The sequence below is a fragment of the Methanobacterium sp. genome (genome assembly GCA_030017655.1).
Taxonomy (GTDB): domain Archaea; phylum Methanobacteriota; class Methanobacteria; order Methanobacteriales; family Methanobacteriaceae; genus Methanobacterium_D.
Genome location: JASEIM010000011.1, coordinates 47,069 through 65,529 on the forward strand (window position 1 = coordinate 47,069; position 18,461 = coordinate 65,529).

Genomic DNA, 18,461 nt, shown 5'->3' on the forward strand with positions numbered 1-18,461 from the left:
TGGCGTGAAAATCAAAGATTTTCACAGATTTTTTGAGGAATAATTGGAGGATTTAAATGAACAATGAAGAAATAAATGAAAATGAAGAAGTAGAATCTCAAGAAGAAGCTGAAGAATTACCATTTGCAAAAGCTGAGGTTGTAAGGCTAATGAAACAAAATTTAGACAGCGACAAAATGATCAGAGAACGAGTAAAGGTCGAAATGAACAAATTCCTTGGAGAAGTCCTGGAAAAGGTCTGCAAGCAATTAAATGAGTATCCTTATACCACAATAGAATATGAAATGCTTAAAGAATCTATATATCCCTATAAGAATGTTGAAAGGATAAATGAAGAAAAAGAAAGGATATTAAAGCATTTAGATGCTATTAAAGCTGATTGTGATGCATTAAGCCTTGATGTCAGAAGAACATTGAAATTAAAAGATGTTGAAGATACATTATATTAATATCAAATATCTTCATTTTTTTCTGGTAGATTTAAGGTAAAGACGACCGTATCTAACGGCAATATAAATTATAATTAAAATTAAGCCCAGAATAAGGGCTAATATGCCTGTAGTCATTAAAAAACCTGTTTAGCTATATTTCACAATTATTTTTCATATGTAATAAAACCTGTTTTTAGACTCCTTATTTCATCCTGTGTTAATTCTCTTTTAGATGCATCATCATGAATAATTATGCTGTGCCCAAAGGGATCTTCAATTATTATTTCAATTTCCAGTTCCCCTTTTTTAATTTTTTCTAAATTTTCCAATATTTTCAGAGCATTGTTTTTGGATTCTTCATCCTCTACAAAGTTTAATGTTGTTTTAACAGCATCTTCAAACCTAATTATTATTCCCTCAATATTTGATACATATCCCTGTGATTTAGGCCCGGGTTCTACTTTCAATCCTAATTCGGGTATGCTAACAGTTGCAGATTGAGATCTTACAACTCGAGCATTTAAATTATCCTTATTTATCCAGAGAGAATATCTTACAGGGTCTTTTTGCTCAAGGCATATCATATCTGAATGTTTATATCCACATTTAAAACAGTGGACTGTTGATTCTAATACTTCACCGAAATAGGGTATCTTTTCATTTTTAGATTTGAATTCCATAGATCCTTTTGATTGGCAAACTGGACAATCTCCTTTCATCTCTGTCAACTTAAATTACTCCTTTATTTTTAAAATAGATTATTTAATAGGAAAATAAAATTTACTTAAAAAATTAATTGTTTATTATTAATCTTGTTTTTTAACTACAAAACCTTTTTTATCCAGTTCATCGATGATAAGTTTAAGACTTTCATCATCAGGAGCGCATAACTTATGGCTGTGAATATTGTTAGATAATTCATAGAGTCTTTCAAGATCGTTTTTTCGTTCTGGATTGTTAGCTAAAGAGTTTAAAAATCTGTTAACTTCAGCTGGATCAGCTATATTCACTTTTCTCCTTACAGGCTCTCTAAAACCACGTAAAAAGTAAGAAATATCCTCCATTTTCCCACCATTATTTAGTATGGTTTCCATTACAGAACCAATCTCTTCTACTGAATTATTAAGAATAACAGAACTGCATATTTCTCTGATTTCAGTTAGCATTCTTTTTACAGTGCTATCAATATCCAAATTATTTAAGACACTCACATCATGTTCTTTTGCCTGCTGGACTAAAACATCGTTTATTATCCTGTTTTCCTTGAAATATTCGAGATGTTTACCACCACGTTTTATTTTCATTGCCCTTTTAACAAATCTTTCCTTGTGAATTTCTTCATCAGCAGTAAGTACAAAAAAATTGAGAGATGCATCATTTTTAAATTGCTCGGTATTTATCAGACCTGGAACAAGATGTACCCCTTCAATTACAATATCATCAAAATCTGCCACTGCTCTTTGAATTACCTTTTCAATTGCTGGAATGACAAATGATGCATGTTCCTCAAATCCTGCACTTATTAAACTTTTGCTATCTCCGTTATACCTATCTTTGTCCCTTATGGTAACATATGCATCAAAAGAGGATTTATGGAGTGCAGGAGCATATTCTGGGCCTATTATTCCTCTGACTATTTCTCTTATAAAATCTGTTTCTATTAAATGTTTTATTCCCAGTGACTTGGCCAGTTCTGAGGCTATAGTTGATTTTCCGATGCCCGAAGCACTTCCAATCAAAATAACATAAGGTTTTCTCAATATTATCACCAATACAGAAGAATATCAATTAATTTAACTTAAACTAATTGATATCCCGTATTATCATTGTACATATTTGTAGGATAATATATAAAAATTTTTTATGTTAGGAAATCAACTACACGTTCTGCACTTCTTCTCATTTCTATTCTGATTAAACCGAGATTTATATCGATATCAGTAATAACAACCAGAATACCTTCACCAGCATCAATCATTAGAGTTTTACCTTTATCCCCTTCAATCATAACCTGTTGGAGTGGTTCATGTTTCATTTCCTCAGCTGATCTCTCTGCTGTACCAAAAACCGCTGACGCCATTGCAGCAACAAGTTCTGAATCAATATCCCCCGGAACTTCAGCTTCAATAATAAGACCGTCTTTTCCAACCACAAGAGACCCATTTACACCATTGATTCTTCCCAAATCTTTAAGTATTCTCTCTATCATACTATGCCTCCACTTATTGATATTAAAGTGCTCAAGAATATATCTTAAAGTATATATCTTGGTTTAACCTTTATTAAATAAATAGGTAATGTAAGTTCTCAATTTATCTTACTGAGTACTAATGGAGTGATTATTTGTATGATGTAACTTCTGTAAAAGAACTTCAAACGCTTAACCCTTTTATTATCGTTGGATGCGGTGGCGGAGGCGAAAAGTTCGCTAATTTTGAAGGAATAGAAGCTATTGGTTTTGTTGATGATAATCCTAAAAAACAAGGCATGGAATTTTGTAATAATGTGATATCCGCAAGTTTAAGAGAAGTAATAAAAAGTACTGATGCTAAAAGTGTTGCAATAATGCTTCCAATCGGAGCAGAGGGCAGTGCACTTAAATATGCTGTAGAAGCTATCGACAACAACAAGAATGTAATTACATCCTTTAGATCTCTATCTCTACAGGAAAACAAAGCACTTGTAACATTTGCTAAATCTAAAAACGTAGTTATAAAGGAAATAAGTCCCCGTTTAGATGTAATTAAAAACATTTTTGGATTGACCCCACCAAAGTGTACTGAAATCCTGCCCAAAATTAATTATAAACCCAAAGCTCCCGTTGTTTTTGTTGGGGGAACCTCTCAGGAATGCGGTAAACGTACTACAACAAGGACATTAGGAGAAATGGCTCAAAGAAAAGGTTTGAATGCAGCAGTAATCTCAACTGATGAAATGGGAATAGAAGGCCCGGTAGATATGAATTTTAGAGCAGGAAGTCTTTCTGTTATGGATGTAGCAGCTGCAATTATTGGTGCAATTAAAAAATTGGAAGAAGAAAAAAATCCAGATATTATTTTCGTTGAAGGTCAATCCAGCCTTACTGAAAAGGGAAATCCCCATCCAAGAGGTCTATCTGCCGCAATACTCATAGGCTCAATGCCTGATGCTACTGTAGTTTGTCACAGACCTAATCATCCTTTTAGAGAACCTCGAGGGATAAAACATGAAATCAAGGCAATAGAATCAGTAGAACCAACCAAAGTTGTTGGTATTTCATTAAATATGAGAAATGTAAAGAACAAAAATGATATATTGAAGTTTGAGGAAAAATACAAAATACCAGCAGTAGACATTAAAAATGGAGGAGCATCAAGATTACTGGATGCAATTATCCACCATGTTGGATTGGTTAAATAGCGATTATTAGCAGGTGAATTACTCAAAAACTACAGAGGAATTTAGATGAAAGACGTCATGGATTATATTAAGAAAAACTTGGGATTAGAGAGCGATACAGTAGAGGAAGAAGAAAAAGAAACAATAATTGTTCCTGAACATTCTTTTTATGAAATAATCCTGATGAAGGCTCAGGGCATTCATGATATAGATGATGCTTTGAATCAAATTACTGAAGAAAAAAACCCTATAATAATAGATATGGGCTACATAGACAATAATCCAGACGAATTCAAGATGGTTGGTGAAAAATTAAAGAATTTTAGGGAAACTGTAGGGGGAGAAGCAATATTACTGTGTAAAAGCGGTAAAAATGTGGTTATAATAACACCTCCAGAGATTAAACTTGTAAGAAAATAAATTTAATTTCATAAAAATGAAAAATGATAATATACAGTTTAACAATAATATAATTCAAATTACCAATAGATTAGAGGAATAAAAAATGGAGTTACCAATTACCAGGCCTTCTATGATGTCTTATGCCGATCAACTAGACTTTAATGAGCTTTTAGGAAAATTAAAATCAGATAGATGTAACGGATTTATAAGAGTAACTTCAGGATCTCTAGAAGGTCATATTCTTTTCAAAGAAGGAAATCAAGTGGCTGCATCTTGTGATAAACATTCAAAGATTGAAGCTATTGAAAAAATTAAATCCATCACTGCTGATGCTAATGCATTGATTGAAGTATTTGATTTGAAAGAATCCCAATTAGATTATCTTATGAAAGTTAATAAGGCATATTTAATTAATTTAAGTTCAAAAGCAGATAATATAAGGGAAGAAATCATAAAATCAGAATATCCAAAAACAAGAGTTGAAACCGAGACTATTAAACTTGAAGATGAACCAGAAATTAAACCAAAAGAGGTAAATACATCTAATGATCCTTCTGAAACTGCAATAAAGGAGATTGAACCTGCGCCAGAGATTAACAATAAAGAAATTATTAAAGAAGAACCAGCGAAATCTGAAATCGAAACTCCTGTCCAGGCCAAAATAAATGAAGGAAACTCAGAAATCAGTGCTTCTAAAAATATTACTAAAGAAGAACACATTAAAACTGATGTTGATGTAGAAAGTGGTGTTGAAGAACCTTTAATAACAGATACATATATTAATAATCCTTCTCTGGAAAAAAAGGAAATTAATGTTGTAGAAGATAATTTAACCGACGAAAAGCCACTATCTGAAGAAATCGAATTCGAAAAATCAGCTAATGACACAGAAAACATGGATAGAAGTGAAATTATGAAAAAATACGGTCTTAAAGATGTGCATGAAGAAGAGGTTGAGACACTTTTAGAATCTTATAAAGGAGGATCTTTAAGCGCTGATGACGTTGAAAAAGTAGAATTAACTCTTATGAATAAAATTAAAAAATCAATACTTGGTATTCCTAAAATAAAAGGAGCTGAAGTGATTGTATTTTTAGATAACAGTAATGAACTTTTAGGAACCATTAATATCATTTCTGAATATGAATCAAAAGGTTTATTGTCAAGAATCATGGGTGATTCTAAAGATATTGAAAATTTAACTATTCAAATAATAAATATCACCCAAATCGAAATAAGAAAGAGTTTTAGAGGATATCCAGAGATTGTAGATAATTTCGAAATAAATGTGGAGTTTAGCTAGGAGGTATAGAATGACAAGAGTAATAACTGTCGCCTCAGGTAAAGGTGGAGTTGGAAAAACAACAATAACTGCAAATTTAGGAGTGTCTTTATCAACATACGGAGAAGAAACCATAGTACTGGATGCTGATGTTGCAATGGCTAATTTAGAGCTTATTTTAGGTATGGAAGGAAAATCCGTAACATTACATGACGTACTGTCAGGAGAAGCTTCAGTTGAAGATGCTATATATGAAGGACCTGGTGGAGTAAAAGTAATTCCTGCAGGTATTTCACTTGAAGGACTGCGTAAAATAAGGCTAGATAGATTAGAAGGAGTTTTAGAAAGTATTGTCCGAGATGCAGATATACTTTTAATAGATGCACCTGCAGGGTTAGAAAAGGACGCATTAGCAGCTATTGCTGCTGCACAGGAAATGATTCTTGTTACAACCCCTGAAGTTCCATCTATAAGTGATGCTTTAAAAACTAAGATAATTGCAAATAAACTGGGTGTAGATATAATCGGAGTTGTTGTTAACAGAGAACAGCATGACAAGACATTCTTAACTGTTAAAGAAATTGAAACCATTTTGGAAGTACCTGTTATTGCTGTTGTTCCTGATGACCCTGAAGTAAGCAGGGCTGCTGCGTTTGGTGAACCTCTGGTAATTAAGAATCCAAAATCTCCTACAAGTAACGCTATAATGCAATTAGGTGCAGATCTTATTGGAGAGGAATATCATCCAATTGAACCCGATAAAAAAAGCGTTATCTCCAAATTGGTCGAAGGTTTACTTGGAAGAAGATGATAACTCCTTATTATTTATAATGGTTAATGGTGGAAATGTCAAAATTTATAGTTATCGCTTCAGGGAAAGGAGGTGTAGGTAGAACTACCCTAACTTTTAATCTAGGAGTTGGAATGTCCTTATTCGGTAAAAATGTTGTAATGCTTGATTTAGATTTAGTAATGGCAAACTTAGATGTTATTACGGGACTTCTAAATCCTGATGTGACATTACACGATGTTCTTGCAAGAAATAAATCCATAGAAGAATGTGTCTATGAAATAGAGCACGGGATAAGAGTTATACCTACAGGAATTCATTTTGAAACATTGAGACATATCAATCCAAAATATATATCCTGGGATAAAATACTGGAAGAAATTGGTGATTATGGAGATATTTTCCTTATGGACATGCCTGCAGGGATTAATTCAAATATCTTTGAAGGGCTTCCTGAAAGTGCAGAAATGATTATAGTCACAAATTCAACAATGACATCGGTTGCTGATGCTCTTAAAATTAGAATTCTTGCCAATGAATTAAATCTCAATATTATTGGGTTTGTATTGAATATGTGGTACGAAGACGGATTTTTACTATCAGCAAAGGAAATAGAGTCAATACTTGAAATTCCAATGATTGGTATAATCCCATATGACCGTGAAATTGATAGATCAATGGCCCTTGGAAAATCTGTAGTAGAGGTCAATCCCTCATCCCCTACAAGTAATGCAATAATGCTTCTTACCGCACATCTACTTGGAGAAACATATAAACCTATAGAACCAGATAAAGAGGGCATAATCCAAAGATTACGAAAATTTATTGGCATATTACCTGAATAATTTTTAATTTCTTTTCAAAAAAACTTTAATTAATTAATAAACAGAGTTTTAAAATAAATCCTTTTTTTCAAATTTTCAGAAGATGGTGATTCTTTGCAGGAGGAGATTGTAGGTCTTGGAGCATGTAATATTGACTTCATTAAGAAAGTATCACGATTTGCCGGGCCAGATGATGAAGTAGATGTTAAAAAACTTTTTTTATCTATTGGTGGTTCTGCTTCTAATTTCACAGTAGGAATATCCAGGTTAAATGTTAATGCAGGTATTATATCAAGGATTGGTGATGATTATTTTGGCCAGTTAGCTGAAGAAGAGTTCAAAAAAGAGGGAGTTAATACAAAACGACTTTGTAAGGTAGATGAAAAGACAGGGATGACTTTTATTGCTGTTGAACCAAATGGAGAACGTTCCATGTATGCATTTATTGGTGCAAATAAGAAGTTTCATCTGCATAAAGAAGATATAGAATACATTAAAAATTCTAAAATTCTGCATGTTACTCAGATGTACAAAAAAGTGGTTAATGAGGCAGCTAAACATGCTAACTTCTTATCCTTTAGTCCTGGCGCAATTCTTTCATCATTTAAGACCCAAAAACTCCAAAAAATAATTAAACGGACGGATATTTTATTTTTAAATAAAAAAGAAGTTGATATTTTAACTGGAATGGACATAGATGAAGGGGCCTCTTTACTTCTTGATTTAGGGGCAAAAATGGTTATTGTAACCTGTGGAGAAAATGGGGCTAATTTATATAATCAACATGGAACAATTCATTCACAAGCAAGGAAAGTCAAAGTACATGATACAACTGGTGCTGGTGATTCCTTTGCAGCGGGATTTATTGCAGCATATATTAAAAGAAAAAAGTTAAAAGAGTGTCTTGATTTTGCTAATATTGTGGCTTCTCATTGTGTTCAAAAATTTGGTGCTTTAAATACGCCCCTAATGTCTGAAATAGACCATGAACTTTAATAGTTTAAATTTAAATATTTAAAACTAATTCCCACAACCAATCATATTTATGGGGTTTAATAAGAAAATAAAGATTTTTAACATTTTGAATTAAATTATACATATCTTTATCCCTGTAAAATCCCATTTCAGGCACTTCTACAGGCTTAATATGACGTATTTCTGGAATTTCCCCATAGTTTTTATTTTGAATTATTCTTTTATTCCTTAATTCAAAATAAGCAGCGCCACCATACTTTTTATAAGGCCCATAAATTGATGAAAAATCATTAAATACCCAGTTTGCCATTTTTAGTTCCTTATTAGAAGGATTTATAGTTACATGACCATAATTAGGTGGAATAATTACTTTATCTCCTTCTTTTGCCTCAATAAAAATACAATCGGTGATTACTCCCTTTTCAAGTTTTTGCAGAATATAGTGTGCTTCTCCGTCTAAAACTTCGTAAACCTCAGGATAAGTATATTCAGTTCCTTTTATTAAAGGATGATAATGACCTGCAGTCTTAACAAATTCCTCACCCATATTATAAGGGGGTATTGTTGTAATATCATAGCGAAGGCCATTTTTAACTATTATGTCTCTATCTTCACTGCATTTTGCAAGATTCCTGTACATATAATAAAGATCTCTATCATGCATGGTTTTAAACCATTGCAAATCATAAATCACATCTTTCATATCTTTGATTTTTCGGATATTAGGAAAAATTTTTTCTCCACCAAACTCTAGAATTACATCTGTATTCATATATTGCTCCCTTATCATATTATTATATTTAGTAAAAGTATTATTAAAAATTTGTTTTTCGTGTTATTATTTAAAGAATTAATTACCCATGAAAAACTCTAAAGCATTATCATTAGAAACTTTTTTAATAGTTTCATCTTCAAATCCAGCTAATTTCATTTTATGTACAGTTTTAGGAACAGATAAAGGATCAGATGGTGAAGAACTAATATCACTATCTAAAAAAATTCCTTCGATACCATATTCTTCTAATAAAAGTATAGCTTCATCTGGAGTCATTTTCTTAGGTTGTACTGTAATTCCTATCTTTGTTCCAAGTTCAATTACATCTTCAATTACAGTACTATCTACATGATCTATTACAACCTTATCAGGACTTATATTTTCTTCAATAATATTTAATGAAACCTCTGCGACTTCTTTTTTATTCTTACGGGGAGTATGGACTATTACAGGCATATTAACGTTTTCAGCAAGGATTAATTGTCTTTTAAATATGTCTATTTGAGTTCCAGAAATCGTTTCAAGCCCAATTTCTCCAATGGCCACCACATTATCATCCTGAATTAAAGCAGATAATTTTCCCAGAGCAACTTCAAAATCCTTTGAAATACTTCGAGGATGGATGCCAATTGCAGCATATAACTTCAATCCATTCTCTGCAGCTCTTTCAACATCATTATTTAGAATCCTATGCCAGTGATCCAAAACAACATCAGCTGATGTCATACGGAGAGGATCATGTGCGCAGGTGATTGCAGTTTCTATTCCAGCAATTGCCATATTCTCAAAATCTTCATAAGGTCTTGTATCAGCATGTATATGGGAATCAATCATGTTTTACACCTTTTAAGCTTTTCAATTCTCTTTTACCCATTATGAGATCAAAGATAAATTAATTTTTAAGCAGTATTTAACTTTTTTTATATTCTTATTTATAAATATTTAAATGTTTATTACTTATTAGAAGTTTAATTTAATGATACTGATTTTATTTATACAATATTTGTAATATATCCATTATTCTCGGATTATAAATAGATACAATTGATTTAACTAAATTAATTATAATTTTAAAAAATTATTATATGTTTATTAATTTTTTAGTATAGAATTTTAATATATAATTAAAAAAGAAGGTTATAATAAATTATTAAATTTTTTTCAAATTTAATAGAAGTATTTTTAAGTAATTAGTAAGTTTAATAAAACATATATCATTATAATAATATTATAGTACTTAAATATACTATAAGATGATTAATATAAATTAATATATAAATAAATCCAATGAAAAACCCAAAATTTGATTAAGGTGGATTCAATGGAGACAAAAAATATTTTAAAAATTTATGATAACGTAAAAACAGATTTTAAATTCATTACAAGTTCTAGCATACGAAAGAAAATTATATTAAGCTTAAATGAGTCTCCACAAGAACTGAATGAACTTAAAAAGAATCTCAATCTTAAATCTTCACCAATTTTACGCGAAATTAAGTCGCTTCAAAATCAGAATTTTATTTTCAAAAAGGACAACCAATATTTTCTATCTCCTCTTGGAAAAATAATCTCATTAAAATCAAAAAGCCTTATAAATACACTCGCGGCAAAAAATAAAAAAATATGGTTAAATCATGATATAAGCAGTATCCCTCCAGAATTCATAAGAAAAATAGAATGTTTAAGCGATTCATTTGTTATAGAATCAACTTTAACAAATGTTATAAAACCCCATACAAACTATAGAAAGATGATTTCTGATGTAAGTGACATAAAAGCCGTTTCTCCAATTTATGATTATTCATATGTTGATTTATATCTTAAATCCCTGCAGAATAATGCTAAAATTGATCTTATTGTAACAGATCCCATATCAAAGAAAATAAAGGAAATATCCAGGCAAAAAGAAATTGAAAAAATAATTTCATCATCTAAAAACCTCAGATTATGGAAAACTAATGCAGAATTGAAAATAGCATTTACTGTAACAGAAAAATTTTTTTCAATGGGCCTTTTTTTAGAGGGAGGAACATATGATCCTACCATTAACTTAGTTAGTAAAAATAAAAAAGCAATTAACTGGGGTAGCCAATTATTTGATTATTATCTTAAAAGTTCAGAAAAAATAACCATATAATTTGTTTTTAATCATTAAATTATTAAAACTGAGGAATTTGTGATAAATAGAAGAAAAAATATTCTATAAGATAAATAAATTCATATTCCAGAGTAGGTGATTAAATGAATACGGAAAATCTTCTTAATCTATATGAAGAGGTGAGTGATGAATTAAAATTCCATGGGATATCCAGTACCCGTACAAAGATCATGATTAGCCTTAATGAAGAAGCGAAAAAAACAAGAGATTTAAGAGAAGAATTAGGACTGACATCATCAACTATTCTTCATGGCATTAGCGAACTTGAAAGACAGAGTCTTGTCTTTAGAAGAGGAGATAAATTTCTATTATCCCAGACAGGGCAAATCTTAGCTCCAAAAATTATAGACATGATCAATACACTGGGTGTAATTAAAGAATATGAAAAATTCTGGTTAAATCATGAAATTAGAGATATACCCAATGATTTGATTATGCAGATTGGAAACTTAAATAACTCTTTATTAATTGAAGCAGAGCCAACCAATATTGTAAAACCACTTAGAGAATTCATTGGATATTTATTGAAATCCAAAAATATTAGAGCTTTATCACCAGTTTGCCATAAAGATTTTGTTGAATCAATGAGAATCATGGTCGATAAAGATGTTAAAATAGAACTAATATTAACTGAAAGAATTATAGATAAGATAATTAAATCAAATGATTTAAGCATTATAAGCATCGTTGTGAAAATGGTTAAAAATAAAAATCACAAATTATGGGTCCTAAAAGAAGATACCACTATTAGTTTTACAGCTGCAGATACATTCCTATCATTAAGTTTATTTTCTGAGAAAGGAGGATTTGACCCTACTAAAGTGTTAATTAGTACTGATAAAGATGCTATCGATTGGGGAAATACACTATTTGAATATTACGTTAAAAAAGCTGAAAAATTCAAATTAAAAAGCATATTAAAGGACAGTATACAGTCCAAATCCAAAATTTAAAGAATATTTGATAAAATATTAGATAAATTACATAGAATCAAGAGTAATTTAAGAAAAATATTTATTTATTTTGGTATTATATATTAAAATAAAGGAGATGTTAATTTGGATGTAGAAGAAATGGCTAAAAAAGCAAAATTAAAAGATCTTAAAGAAATTGCCAAAAAACATGATATTAAACTCGGACGGTGCCCAACAAAGTTAGATATAGCTAAAAAGATTCCAAAAGATGAGCTGGAAGCTTTAGTTTCAAAATAAAAAATTAATTTTTTTTTGTCTTTTAACTTTCTTACTGAACTAATTAAAAAAATAAAAGTAAGGCCAGATATTAATTTATATCATCAAATTCAAGCCTTGATTTTAGTAAATCGTTTATTATTTCAGCTATGTCCGAAATTAAAACTCTTTTCTGTTTTAAATTATCCCTATTCCTTATAGTGACCTTACTATCTTCAAGAGAATCATGATCAACAGTAATAGCATAAGGAACGCCAATTTCGTCAGAACGTGCGTATCTTCTTCCAATCGTTCCTGAAGCATCAAACTCAGCGATGAATCCTTCTTCTCTTAAATTGTTCTTAATTTCAACAGCTATTTGTCTTAATTCTTCTTTATTTAAAAGAGGGAAAACGCTTACCTCAACAGGGGCTATGTCTTTAGGTAATTTAAAATATTCACGTTCATTCTCTTTATCTTCTGTAAATGTATGTAAAAGCACTGAAAACACTATTCTGTCAAGACCATAAGAAGGCTCGATAACATGAGGAAATATCTTTTCTCCCCTTACAGTTTCTTCAATTTCTTCAAAATTGACATGTTCTGGCAATAATTCGAAATTCTTATCTTCAATTTGAAGCTCGAATACGTTATCATTTTCTATAGATTGCTTAACTTTTTCAGCATCTATATTTTCAAGCGCTTTAAGTATTTTAGGGGCATCGCCTTTAAATGAAGGCCCAAATTTGCTCATATCAGGTTTTACTGCTAATTTTTTAATCTGTTTAGGTTCATCGTATTCAATAAAGACGCGGAGATCCTCACTACTGTGTTCAGTGTGTGATTTAAGGTCAAAGTCAGTTCTATCTGCAATACCAATAATTTCGACCCAACCGTATCTCTCGGTGTATACTTCTACATCCCAGCAATCAATAGCATAATGGGCCATTTCGGTTGGAAGGTGTTGTCTGAACCTTATAACTTCATCAGGAATTCCTAGCTCTCTTAAAAACTTCTGTGCGAGGTATAACTGGTAAATAAGTATTTGACTAGAAACTATTCCCTTATTCAGCGCATCTTCAACAGAAATTTCTATTGATTCCCCTTCGGAAGCCTGAATTTCTGCGGGGTAAAGTTTTAGCATTTTATCCTTAATTTCTCCGAATTTTTCGTGGGTTTTATCCGCTGGATTAACAAAAATCTCTGCTTCAGCCTGAGTAAACTCTCGAAGCCTTATAACACCCTGTCTTGGGGAAATTTCATTTCTATATGCTTTTCCAACCTGTACAACACCAAATGGTAATTTACCCCTGTAGAATCTTAATAATCTTTTAAAGGGTATAAAAATACCTTGTGCTGTTTCAGGACGCATGTAACCTGTTTTTTTACCTTTTGCACCTATTAATGTCTGAAACATCAAATTATAGTTCCATACTCTGGTTAAATGGTTACCGCATTTAGGACATAATATTTTTTCTTCAGAAATTATTTGAGTGAGTTCTTCATTACTAAGCCCTTCCACATCACGGTTAATAATTTCTTCAATTATATGATCTGCTCTGTAAACTTCTAAACACTCTTTACATTCTGTCATTGGATCAGTAAAATGATCAACATGTCCTGATGCTTTAAGAGCCTCTTCAGGCATGACTGTTGGAGATTCTATCTCATAAAAGCCTTCCCTTATAACGTAATATTCTCTCCATTTTTGGATAATTGAATTTTTTAGTATAGCTCCAAGCGGGCCGTAATCATAAAATCCTGCAACACCTGCGTATATTTCAAATGAAGACCAGAGAAAACCTCTCTTTTTTGCAACATTCATTACTTTGTCATGTTTCATTTTTATCATCTCTTCAGCTTAATAGTAAAAATACGGTTAAATTGTTAATCAAATTTAGTTAAATACATCAATAATCAAAAAAATATGGTAAAAAATGATTATAATGTTTCATCAGATTTTTTTAATTTTAATTTCTTAATTAACTCATGATCATGCTTAATCCTGCTTGATTCAGGGCGTTTTTGACCCATATACTTGCTATCCCTTTCTGGATGCCCATAAGGGATTTCAGCAGGAGAAGTCATGGTTTCGAAGACTATCTGACACACTCTTTGTCCAGTATAGAGTGCAACAGGCATTTTACCAATATTTGAAATTTCTAATGTGATTTTTCCCTGAAAACCAGGATCAATGTAGCCTGCTGTAACATGCATGGTCACTCCCAGCCTTCCCATTGATGATCTGCCTTCAACTCTTGCAACAAGATTATCAGGTAATTTTATAGTTTCATAGGTTGTGGCAAGAGCAAATTCACCAGGGTGTATTATAAAAGGTTCCCCATCATCTATATAAAATGATTCCATGTAAGAATCTATGTCTGATTTATCCATTGGATCTATGCATGGTTTTCTGATTATTCTGAATCCTTTAAATTCATTACCTATCCTTAAATCAACTGATGATGGTTGTATTTGTATATCTGGATTATCAAGAGGATCAATACCAATTAATCCTTTTTCAAGATATTCTTTAATGTGTTTATCACTTAAAATCGCCATCTCTTGCCCTCTTTTTCGTTTATTTCTTCTTTAATTTCAATTTGTGATGTATCCTCTATGATATTGGGAATTCCACAGCTATTTCCCACGCCAACTACAAGAATATTAGTGTCCTTTTTTGAATTTAAAATTGATCCTTTAACCACCTGAAGTGCTTCCTTTCCAGCATCTGCTATTTTCTGATTCATGTTACTTATAGCTTCCTCTGGGCTCATTTTCACAATTACGGCATCGATATCAAGGTCTTTTTTTAGTATTTCTTCCTCAATAGTCCATTTATCTACCCCAATACCACCAATAACAACACCAATACCCTGTGCTACCTTTCCTGTTTCTTCTCCTTCAAGTTTCACCGCAGCATCTACCGTTATTATTTTATCTATTTTTTCATTTTCTATTATTGATTTTACAACTCTGCCTACTTTCCCTATACGTGCTCCTGGACCTTTTGCACGGACTATAAAAACATTATGTTCATCATATTGCTTTTTAGCCACTATCATGTCTTCTATTTCATTAAGATATTCTGTTTTATAATCCCTCATGAGCATGCCTGCCACGAGTGGACCCAATCCATCACCAATAGGCTTCCCCTGGGAAAAAGCTTTTGTCCCTTCAAACTGTGCCCTCACTATCCTCATAATCAGTGGAAGACTCATTTGAAGCATGAACAAAATCTGTATATTCCCTGTTTTTTTTGCAAGCTCTAAATTATGTCTTACCTGTTTTGCGACGCTGTTAATTCCAAGGGTGGCCTTTAATGTCATTATTAAATTTGATTTTGTATTTTCATCAGCTAGAGGAGCTATTTTTTTTACCATCTGCTTAAATCTATCTTCACTGAGGTCTAAAAGTTTTTCAAATTTCTGCAAAACACCATTCGGGTCAAGATCTACAGGTGGAATTATGAAAAATTCCATAAAGTCTTCAATAGTACCAGAAGGGTCAAGAACCGGCTTTCCTTTTTCTTTAGACATTTCTATAAGGATTTTCTTTGATTCAATGACCATATTTTCAAGCTCAAAAACCCTTTTATTAACTCCTGATACTAATCGTATCCTCAATATCGTGGGCAGAAGAAAAATTAGCAAAATAAATGCCAGTATTCCAATTATTTCAAATCCACTAAGACCAAATAACATCTTGCATCCTCAATTAACCTAAATAATGATTAATCCTCTAATTTAAGCCTTATTCTTCTTAAAGTCCCTATTAAAGTGTGAGCTTCCCTTCCGGCAATAAATGCTCTTCCAATTATTCTTCTAAAAACTGTAGAAGATGTTTTAATTTTATGTTCAGGGTATCCTGTAAATTTGATTAAATTATCCATTTCCTTAATTAAAAGTTCTTTTTCTGATTTAGAAGCCTCTTCAAGTTCTTCTCTTGGATATTTCCTTTCTCTTTTAAATAGTTCGTAGAGAATAATTGCGGCTGCATGAGATATGTTTAATACAGGGTAAGATTCATCTGTAGGGATGGTTACAATAATGTCACACAATGCAACTTCCTCATTTGAAAGACCATTTCCTTCCCTTCCAAAAATTATGGCGATATTTCCAGTAATATTTAATGATTCTGAAAGTTGCTCTGGTGTAATAGCTATTCTTGATACATTGTAGCTTCCACCAGCCATTCTGGTTGTGCCCACAGCAAAGTCAATTTTTTCAGTTTCAATGAAATCTTCGAGGGTTTTATACTCTTTATGGTTCCATATTATCTCTTTTGCATGCATGGCATGGTAATATGCTTCATTTTCTAATTCGCATGGGTTTATTAGCACTAAATCCTTGAAACCAAAGTTTTTCATAGTTCTTGCAAGAAAACCTATGTTTCCTGGAGATTCAGGCTCAACAAAAACTATATAAATCATTTTATCTCTCAAAAACTTAAATTAAATCTATTTATTTTTCATAGGCCATTTCAAGAAGTTGCAGAATATTTAACACAGGAATATCAAGACCTTCTTCTTTTAAAGATGCTATGATATTATTCTGGCAGAATGGACAGATAGTTATAACAGCATCAACATTGAGTTCATCAATCATTTTTGCCTTTTTCTTTCCAAGAGCTGCAGCTATTTCTGGTTTTCCAGAACGTACACCCCCACCAGCACCGCAGCATTGATCTGGTTTTTCCATTTCAACAAATTCAATTCCTTTAATCTTCCTTAAAAGTTCCCGAGGCTCTCTGGTGATTCCCTGACCCCGATTAAGATGGCATGGGTCGTGGTATGTTACTCTCATGTTTAAAGGCTTCATATCTTCTGTATTTAAATTATCTACCAGAAATTCACTTATATCCAATACATTGAATTTAACGCCATATTCAGGGTAATCATTCTTTAATGTAGCCCCACATCCAGCGCAAACAGTGATAATTGTGTCATAACCTTTAAATACTTCTCTATTTTTTTCCACAAGCTCTTCAACCAGGTCTGTCTGGCCGGTTCTAATTAATGGAGACCCGCAGCAAACCTGATCCTCTGGAACAATCACATCTATGTCATTCTTTTCCAAAACTTTGAGAAGGGCGAAGCCAATTTCAGGGTGCCTGTAATCAGTAAGACAACCAGTAAAAAATGCTACTTTAGGCTTTTTATCCCTTATTTTATCTGAGACTGCCTTAACAAACCCTTCTTCAAGTGGTTCAACTGATCTTCCTGTTTTAGCTATTAGTTCTTTCACATCTTTGTGTTGTGGAAGAGGACCCACCCCTTCACGGCATGCAATTTCCCTTAATTTTTCAATAGCCCCACCAAAGGTGTTTATCTCTTTCGGACAAACTTCCGCACACTTACCGCATGATGTACAGCAATAAAGACCTTCATCAAAACCATTTTTTGCCCGATCAGCCCTATCACGTGGATCAAAGGCGAACTTAGAGATATAACGCATGAAATAAGGTCCTGCAAATTCTTCAGCTTCTTTTATAACAGGACATGCTGATAGGCATGAGAAACACTCGATACATCCCCTCAATTTCTTAGAATCTAAATATTCTTCAGGTTTCAAGACCATAAGACATGCTTCACTATCCGGGGGCAATCCTTCTTCCCTTAAATAAAGGCCCATTTCTTTAATTTTATTTTCTATTTCGCTTCTATCCACTACGAGATCCTTTATAATATCAAAATCAAGAGGTTCGATAACTGCATCATCCTCGATTTCAGCTTTGCATGCAAGTACTACTTCTCCATTTAGCTTTAATGCACATGATCCGCACTGTCCGGCTCTACATGAACATCTATAAGCTATATTTGCATCATATTTCTGATTAATGTAATTTAACGCATCCAGTACTTTCATTTTTTCTGTTTTTCCCACATTATATGTATCGTAATATGGTTCCTCGTCTTTTTCTGGATCATACCTCAAAACTTTTACTTCTATCATTTATATCTCCGAATTGTGTTTAAAAATTTGTTTAAAATAATTTAAGGTTGTTTTACTGTATCTAAACCAGTAGAAATGTATCTATGATATTCATTATCAGTTTATAATATCTAATATTTATAATTGATTTTATCCTTTTATCAACATTTCTAATTTTACCAATAAAAAATAGTTTGCAGCTAATTGCTATTCAAGAGATTATTCCAGTTTATCTTAAATTTAGAAGGGTTTTTTTCCAATTTTTTCAATTTTCAATTTAACCATAATTAAATATTTTAAAAGTCATATTTAATAAAGAACAAATTTTTTGGTTTTCGAGGTTG

20 protein-coding genes are annotated in these 18,461 nt (G+C 31.9%); 10 read left to right on the forward strand and 10 right to left on the reverse strand.

From position 1 onward, the window contains the following. The first annotated feature begins 56 nt into the window (after positions 1-56). Positions 57-449, forward strand: a complete 393-nt coding sequence (locus QMD61_06435) for a hypothetical protein (protein MDI6724267.1) — start codon at positions 57-59, stop codon at positions 447-449. Between the two features lie 146 nt (positions 450-595). Here QMD61_06435 and QMD61_06440 read toward each other — a convergent pair whose 3' ends face one another. The 3 genes from QMD61_06440 to QMD61_06450 form a co-directional block, all read right to left on the reverse strand. Then, positions 596-1,159: a ZPR1 zinc finger domain-containing protein gene (locus tag QMD61_06440; protein ID MDI6724268.1), complete on the reverse strand. Its 564-nt coding sequence runs from the start codon at positions 1,157-1,159 to the stop codon at positions 596-598. A gap of 78 nt (positions 1,160-1,237) precedes the next feature. Beyond that, the gene (locus QMD61_06445; protein MDI6724269.1) at positions 1,238-2,191 is read right to left on the reverse strand and encodes a 3H domain-containing protein; all 954 of its coding nucleotides are present in this window, start codon (positions 2,189-2,191) and stop codon (positions 1,238-1,240) included. 101 nt (positions 2,192-2,292) lie between these two features. Next, complete coding sequence (locus tag QMD61_06450; protein ID MDI6724270.1) at positions 2,293-2,640, reverse strand: roadblock/LC7 domain-containing protein; 348 nt, start codon at positions 2,638-2,640, stop codon at positions 2,293-2,295. A 134-nt stretch (positions 2,641-2,774) separates the two neighbouring features. Here QMD61_06450 and QMD61_06455 point away from each other — a divergent pair, with 134 nt between their 5' ends. The 6 genes from QMD61_06455 to QMD61_06480 all read left to right on the forward strand — a co-directional run bounded on the left by QMD61_06455 (position 2,775) and on the right by QMD61_06480 (position 8,103). After that, positions 2,775-3,830: a DUF1611 domain-containing protein gene (locus QMD61_06455; GenBank protein ID MDI6724271.1), complete on the forward strand. Its 1,056-nt coding sequence runs from the start codon at positions 2,775-2,777 to the stop codon at positions 3,828-3,830. A gap of 45 nt (positions 3,831-3,875) precedes the next feature. Beyond that, positions 3,876-4,229 (forward strand): cell division protein SepF, encoded by a 354-nt coding sequence (gene sepF, locus QMD61_06460; GenBank protein ID MDI6724272.1) that lies wholly within the window; start codon positions 3,876-3,878, stop codon positions 4,227-4,229. Positions 4,230-4,314: 85 nt separating this feature from the next. Then, a complete protein-coding gene (locus QMD61_06465) occupies positions 4,315-5,514 on the forward strand; it encodes a DUF2226 domain-containing protein (protein MDI6724273.1) in 1,200 nt (399 codons plus the stop codon). Positions 5,515-5,524: 10 nt separating this feature from the next. After that, positions 5,525-6,304 carry a cell division ATPase MinD gene (minD, locus tag QMD61_06470; protein ID MDI6724274.1) on the forward strand — a complete coding sequence of 260 codons (780 nt, stop codon included), beginning with the start codon at positions 5,525-5,527 and terminating at the stop codon, positions 6,302-6,304. Positions 6,305-6,339: 35 nt separating this feature from the next. Beyond that, positions 6,340-7,128 carry a cell division ATPase MinD gene (gene minD / locus QMD61_06475; protein MDI6724275.1) on the forward strand — a complete coding sequence of 263 codons (789 nt, stop codon included), beginning with the start codon at positions 6,340-6,342 and terminating at the stop codon, positions 7,126-7,128. 93 nt (positions 7,129-7,221) lie between these two features. Then, entirely contained in the window at positions 7,222-8,103 is an 882-nt protein-coding gene (locus tag QMD61_06480) for a carbohydrate kinase family protein (protein ID MDI6724276.1), read from the forward strand. A 10-nt stretch (positions 8,104-8,113) separates the two neighbouring features. Here QMD61_06480 and QMD61_06485 read toward each other — a convergent pair whose 3' ends face one another. Next, positions 8,114-8,854: a glucose-6-phosphate isomerase family protein gene (locus QMD61_06485; GenBank protein ID MDI6724277.1), complete on the reverse strand. Its 741-nt coding sequence runs from the start codon at positions 8,852-8,854 to the stop codon at positions 8,114-8,116. Between the two features lie 78 nt (positions 8,855-8,932). Next, positions 8,933-9,691 (reverse strand): TatD family hydrolase, encoded by a 759-nt coding sequence (locus tag QMD61_06490; protein ID MDI6724278.1) that lies wholly within the window; start codon positions 9,689-9,691, stop codon positions 8,933-8,935. A gap of 487 nt (positions 9,692-10,178) precedes the next feature. Here QMD61_06490 and QMD61_06495 point away from each other — a divergent pair, with 487 nt between their 5' ends. The 3 genes from QMD61_06495 to QMD61_06505 all read left to right on the forward strand — a co-directional run bounded on the left by QMD61_06495 (position 10,179) and on the right by QMD61_06505 (position 12,226). Beyond that, positions 10,179-10,994 carry a winged helix-turn-helix domain-containing protein gene (locus QMD61_06495; GenBank protein ID MDI6724279.1) on the forward strand — a complete coding sequence of 272 codons (816 nt, stop codon included), beginning with the start codon at positions 10,179-10,181 and terminating at the stop codon, positions 10,992-10,994. A gap of 104 nt (positions 10,995-11,098) precedes the next feature. Beyond that, positions 11,099-11,968, forward strand: a complete 870-nt coding sequence (locus tag QMD61_06500; GenBank protein MDI6724280.1) for a DUF1724 domain-containing protein — start codon at positions 11,099-11,101, stop codon at positions 11,966-11,968. A 105-nt stretch (positions 11,969-12,073) separates the two neighbouring features. After that, complete coding sequence (locus tag QMD61_06505) at positions 12,074-12,226, forward strand: hypothetical protein (GenBank protein ID MDI6724281.1); 153 nt, start codon at positions 12,074-12,076, stop codon at positions 12,224-12,226. A gap of 70 nt (positions 12,227-12,296) precedes the next feature. Here the strand turns inward: QMD61_06505 and glyS are convergent, their stop codons facing one another. From glyS to QMD61_06530, 5 genes are all read right to left on the reverse strand, one after another. Next, a complete protein-coding gene (gene glyS, locus QMD61_06510) occupies positions 12,297-14,027 on the reverse strand; it encodes a glycine--tRNA ligase (protein ID MDI6724282.1) in 1,731 nt (576 codons plus the stop codon). A 98-nt stretch (positions 14,028-14,125) separates the two neighbouring features. Beyond that, a complete protein-coding gene (dcd, locus tag QMD61_06515; GenBank protein MDI6724283.1) occupies positions 14,126-14,746 on the reverse strand; it encodes a dCTP deaminase in 621 nt (206 codons plus the stop codon). Next, the gene (locus QMD61_06520; GenBank protein ID MDI6724284.1) at positions 14,734-15,888 is read right to left on the reverse strand and encodes a DUF1512 family protein; all 1,155 of its coding nucleotides are present in this window, start codon (positions 15,886-15,888) and stop codon (positions 14,734-14,736) included. The genes dcd and QMD61_06520 overlap by 13 nt, the downstream gene beginning before the upstream one ends. 29 nt (positions 15,889-15,917) lie before the next feature. Next, positions 15,918-16,616: an RNA methyltransferase gene (locus QMD61_06525; GenBank protein MDI6724285.1), complete on the reverse strand. Its 699-nt coding sequence runs from the start codon at positions 16,614-16,616 to the stop codon at positions 15,918-15,920. Between the two features lie 31 nt (positions 16,617-16,647). Further along, the gene (locus QMD61_06530; protein MDI6724286.1) at positions 16,648-18,138 is read right to left on the reverse strand and encodes a succinate dehydrogenase/fumarate reductase iron-sulfur subunit; all 1,491 of its coding nucleotides are present in this window, start codon (positions 18,136-18,138) and stop codon (positions 16,648-16,650) included. Positions 18,139-18,461: the final 323 nt, after the last annotated feature.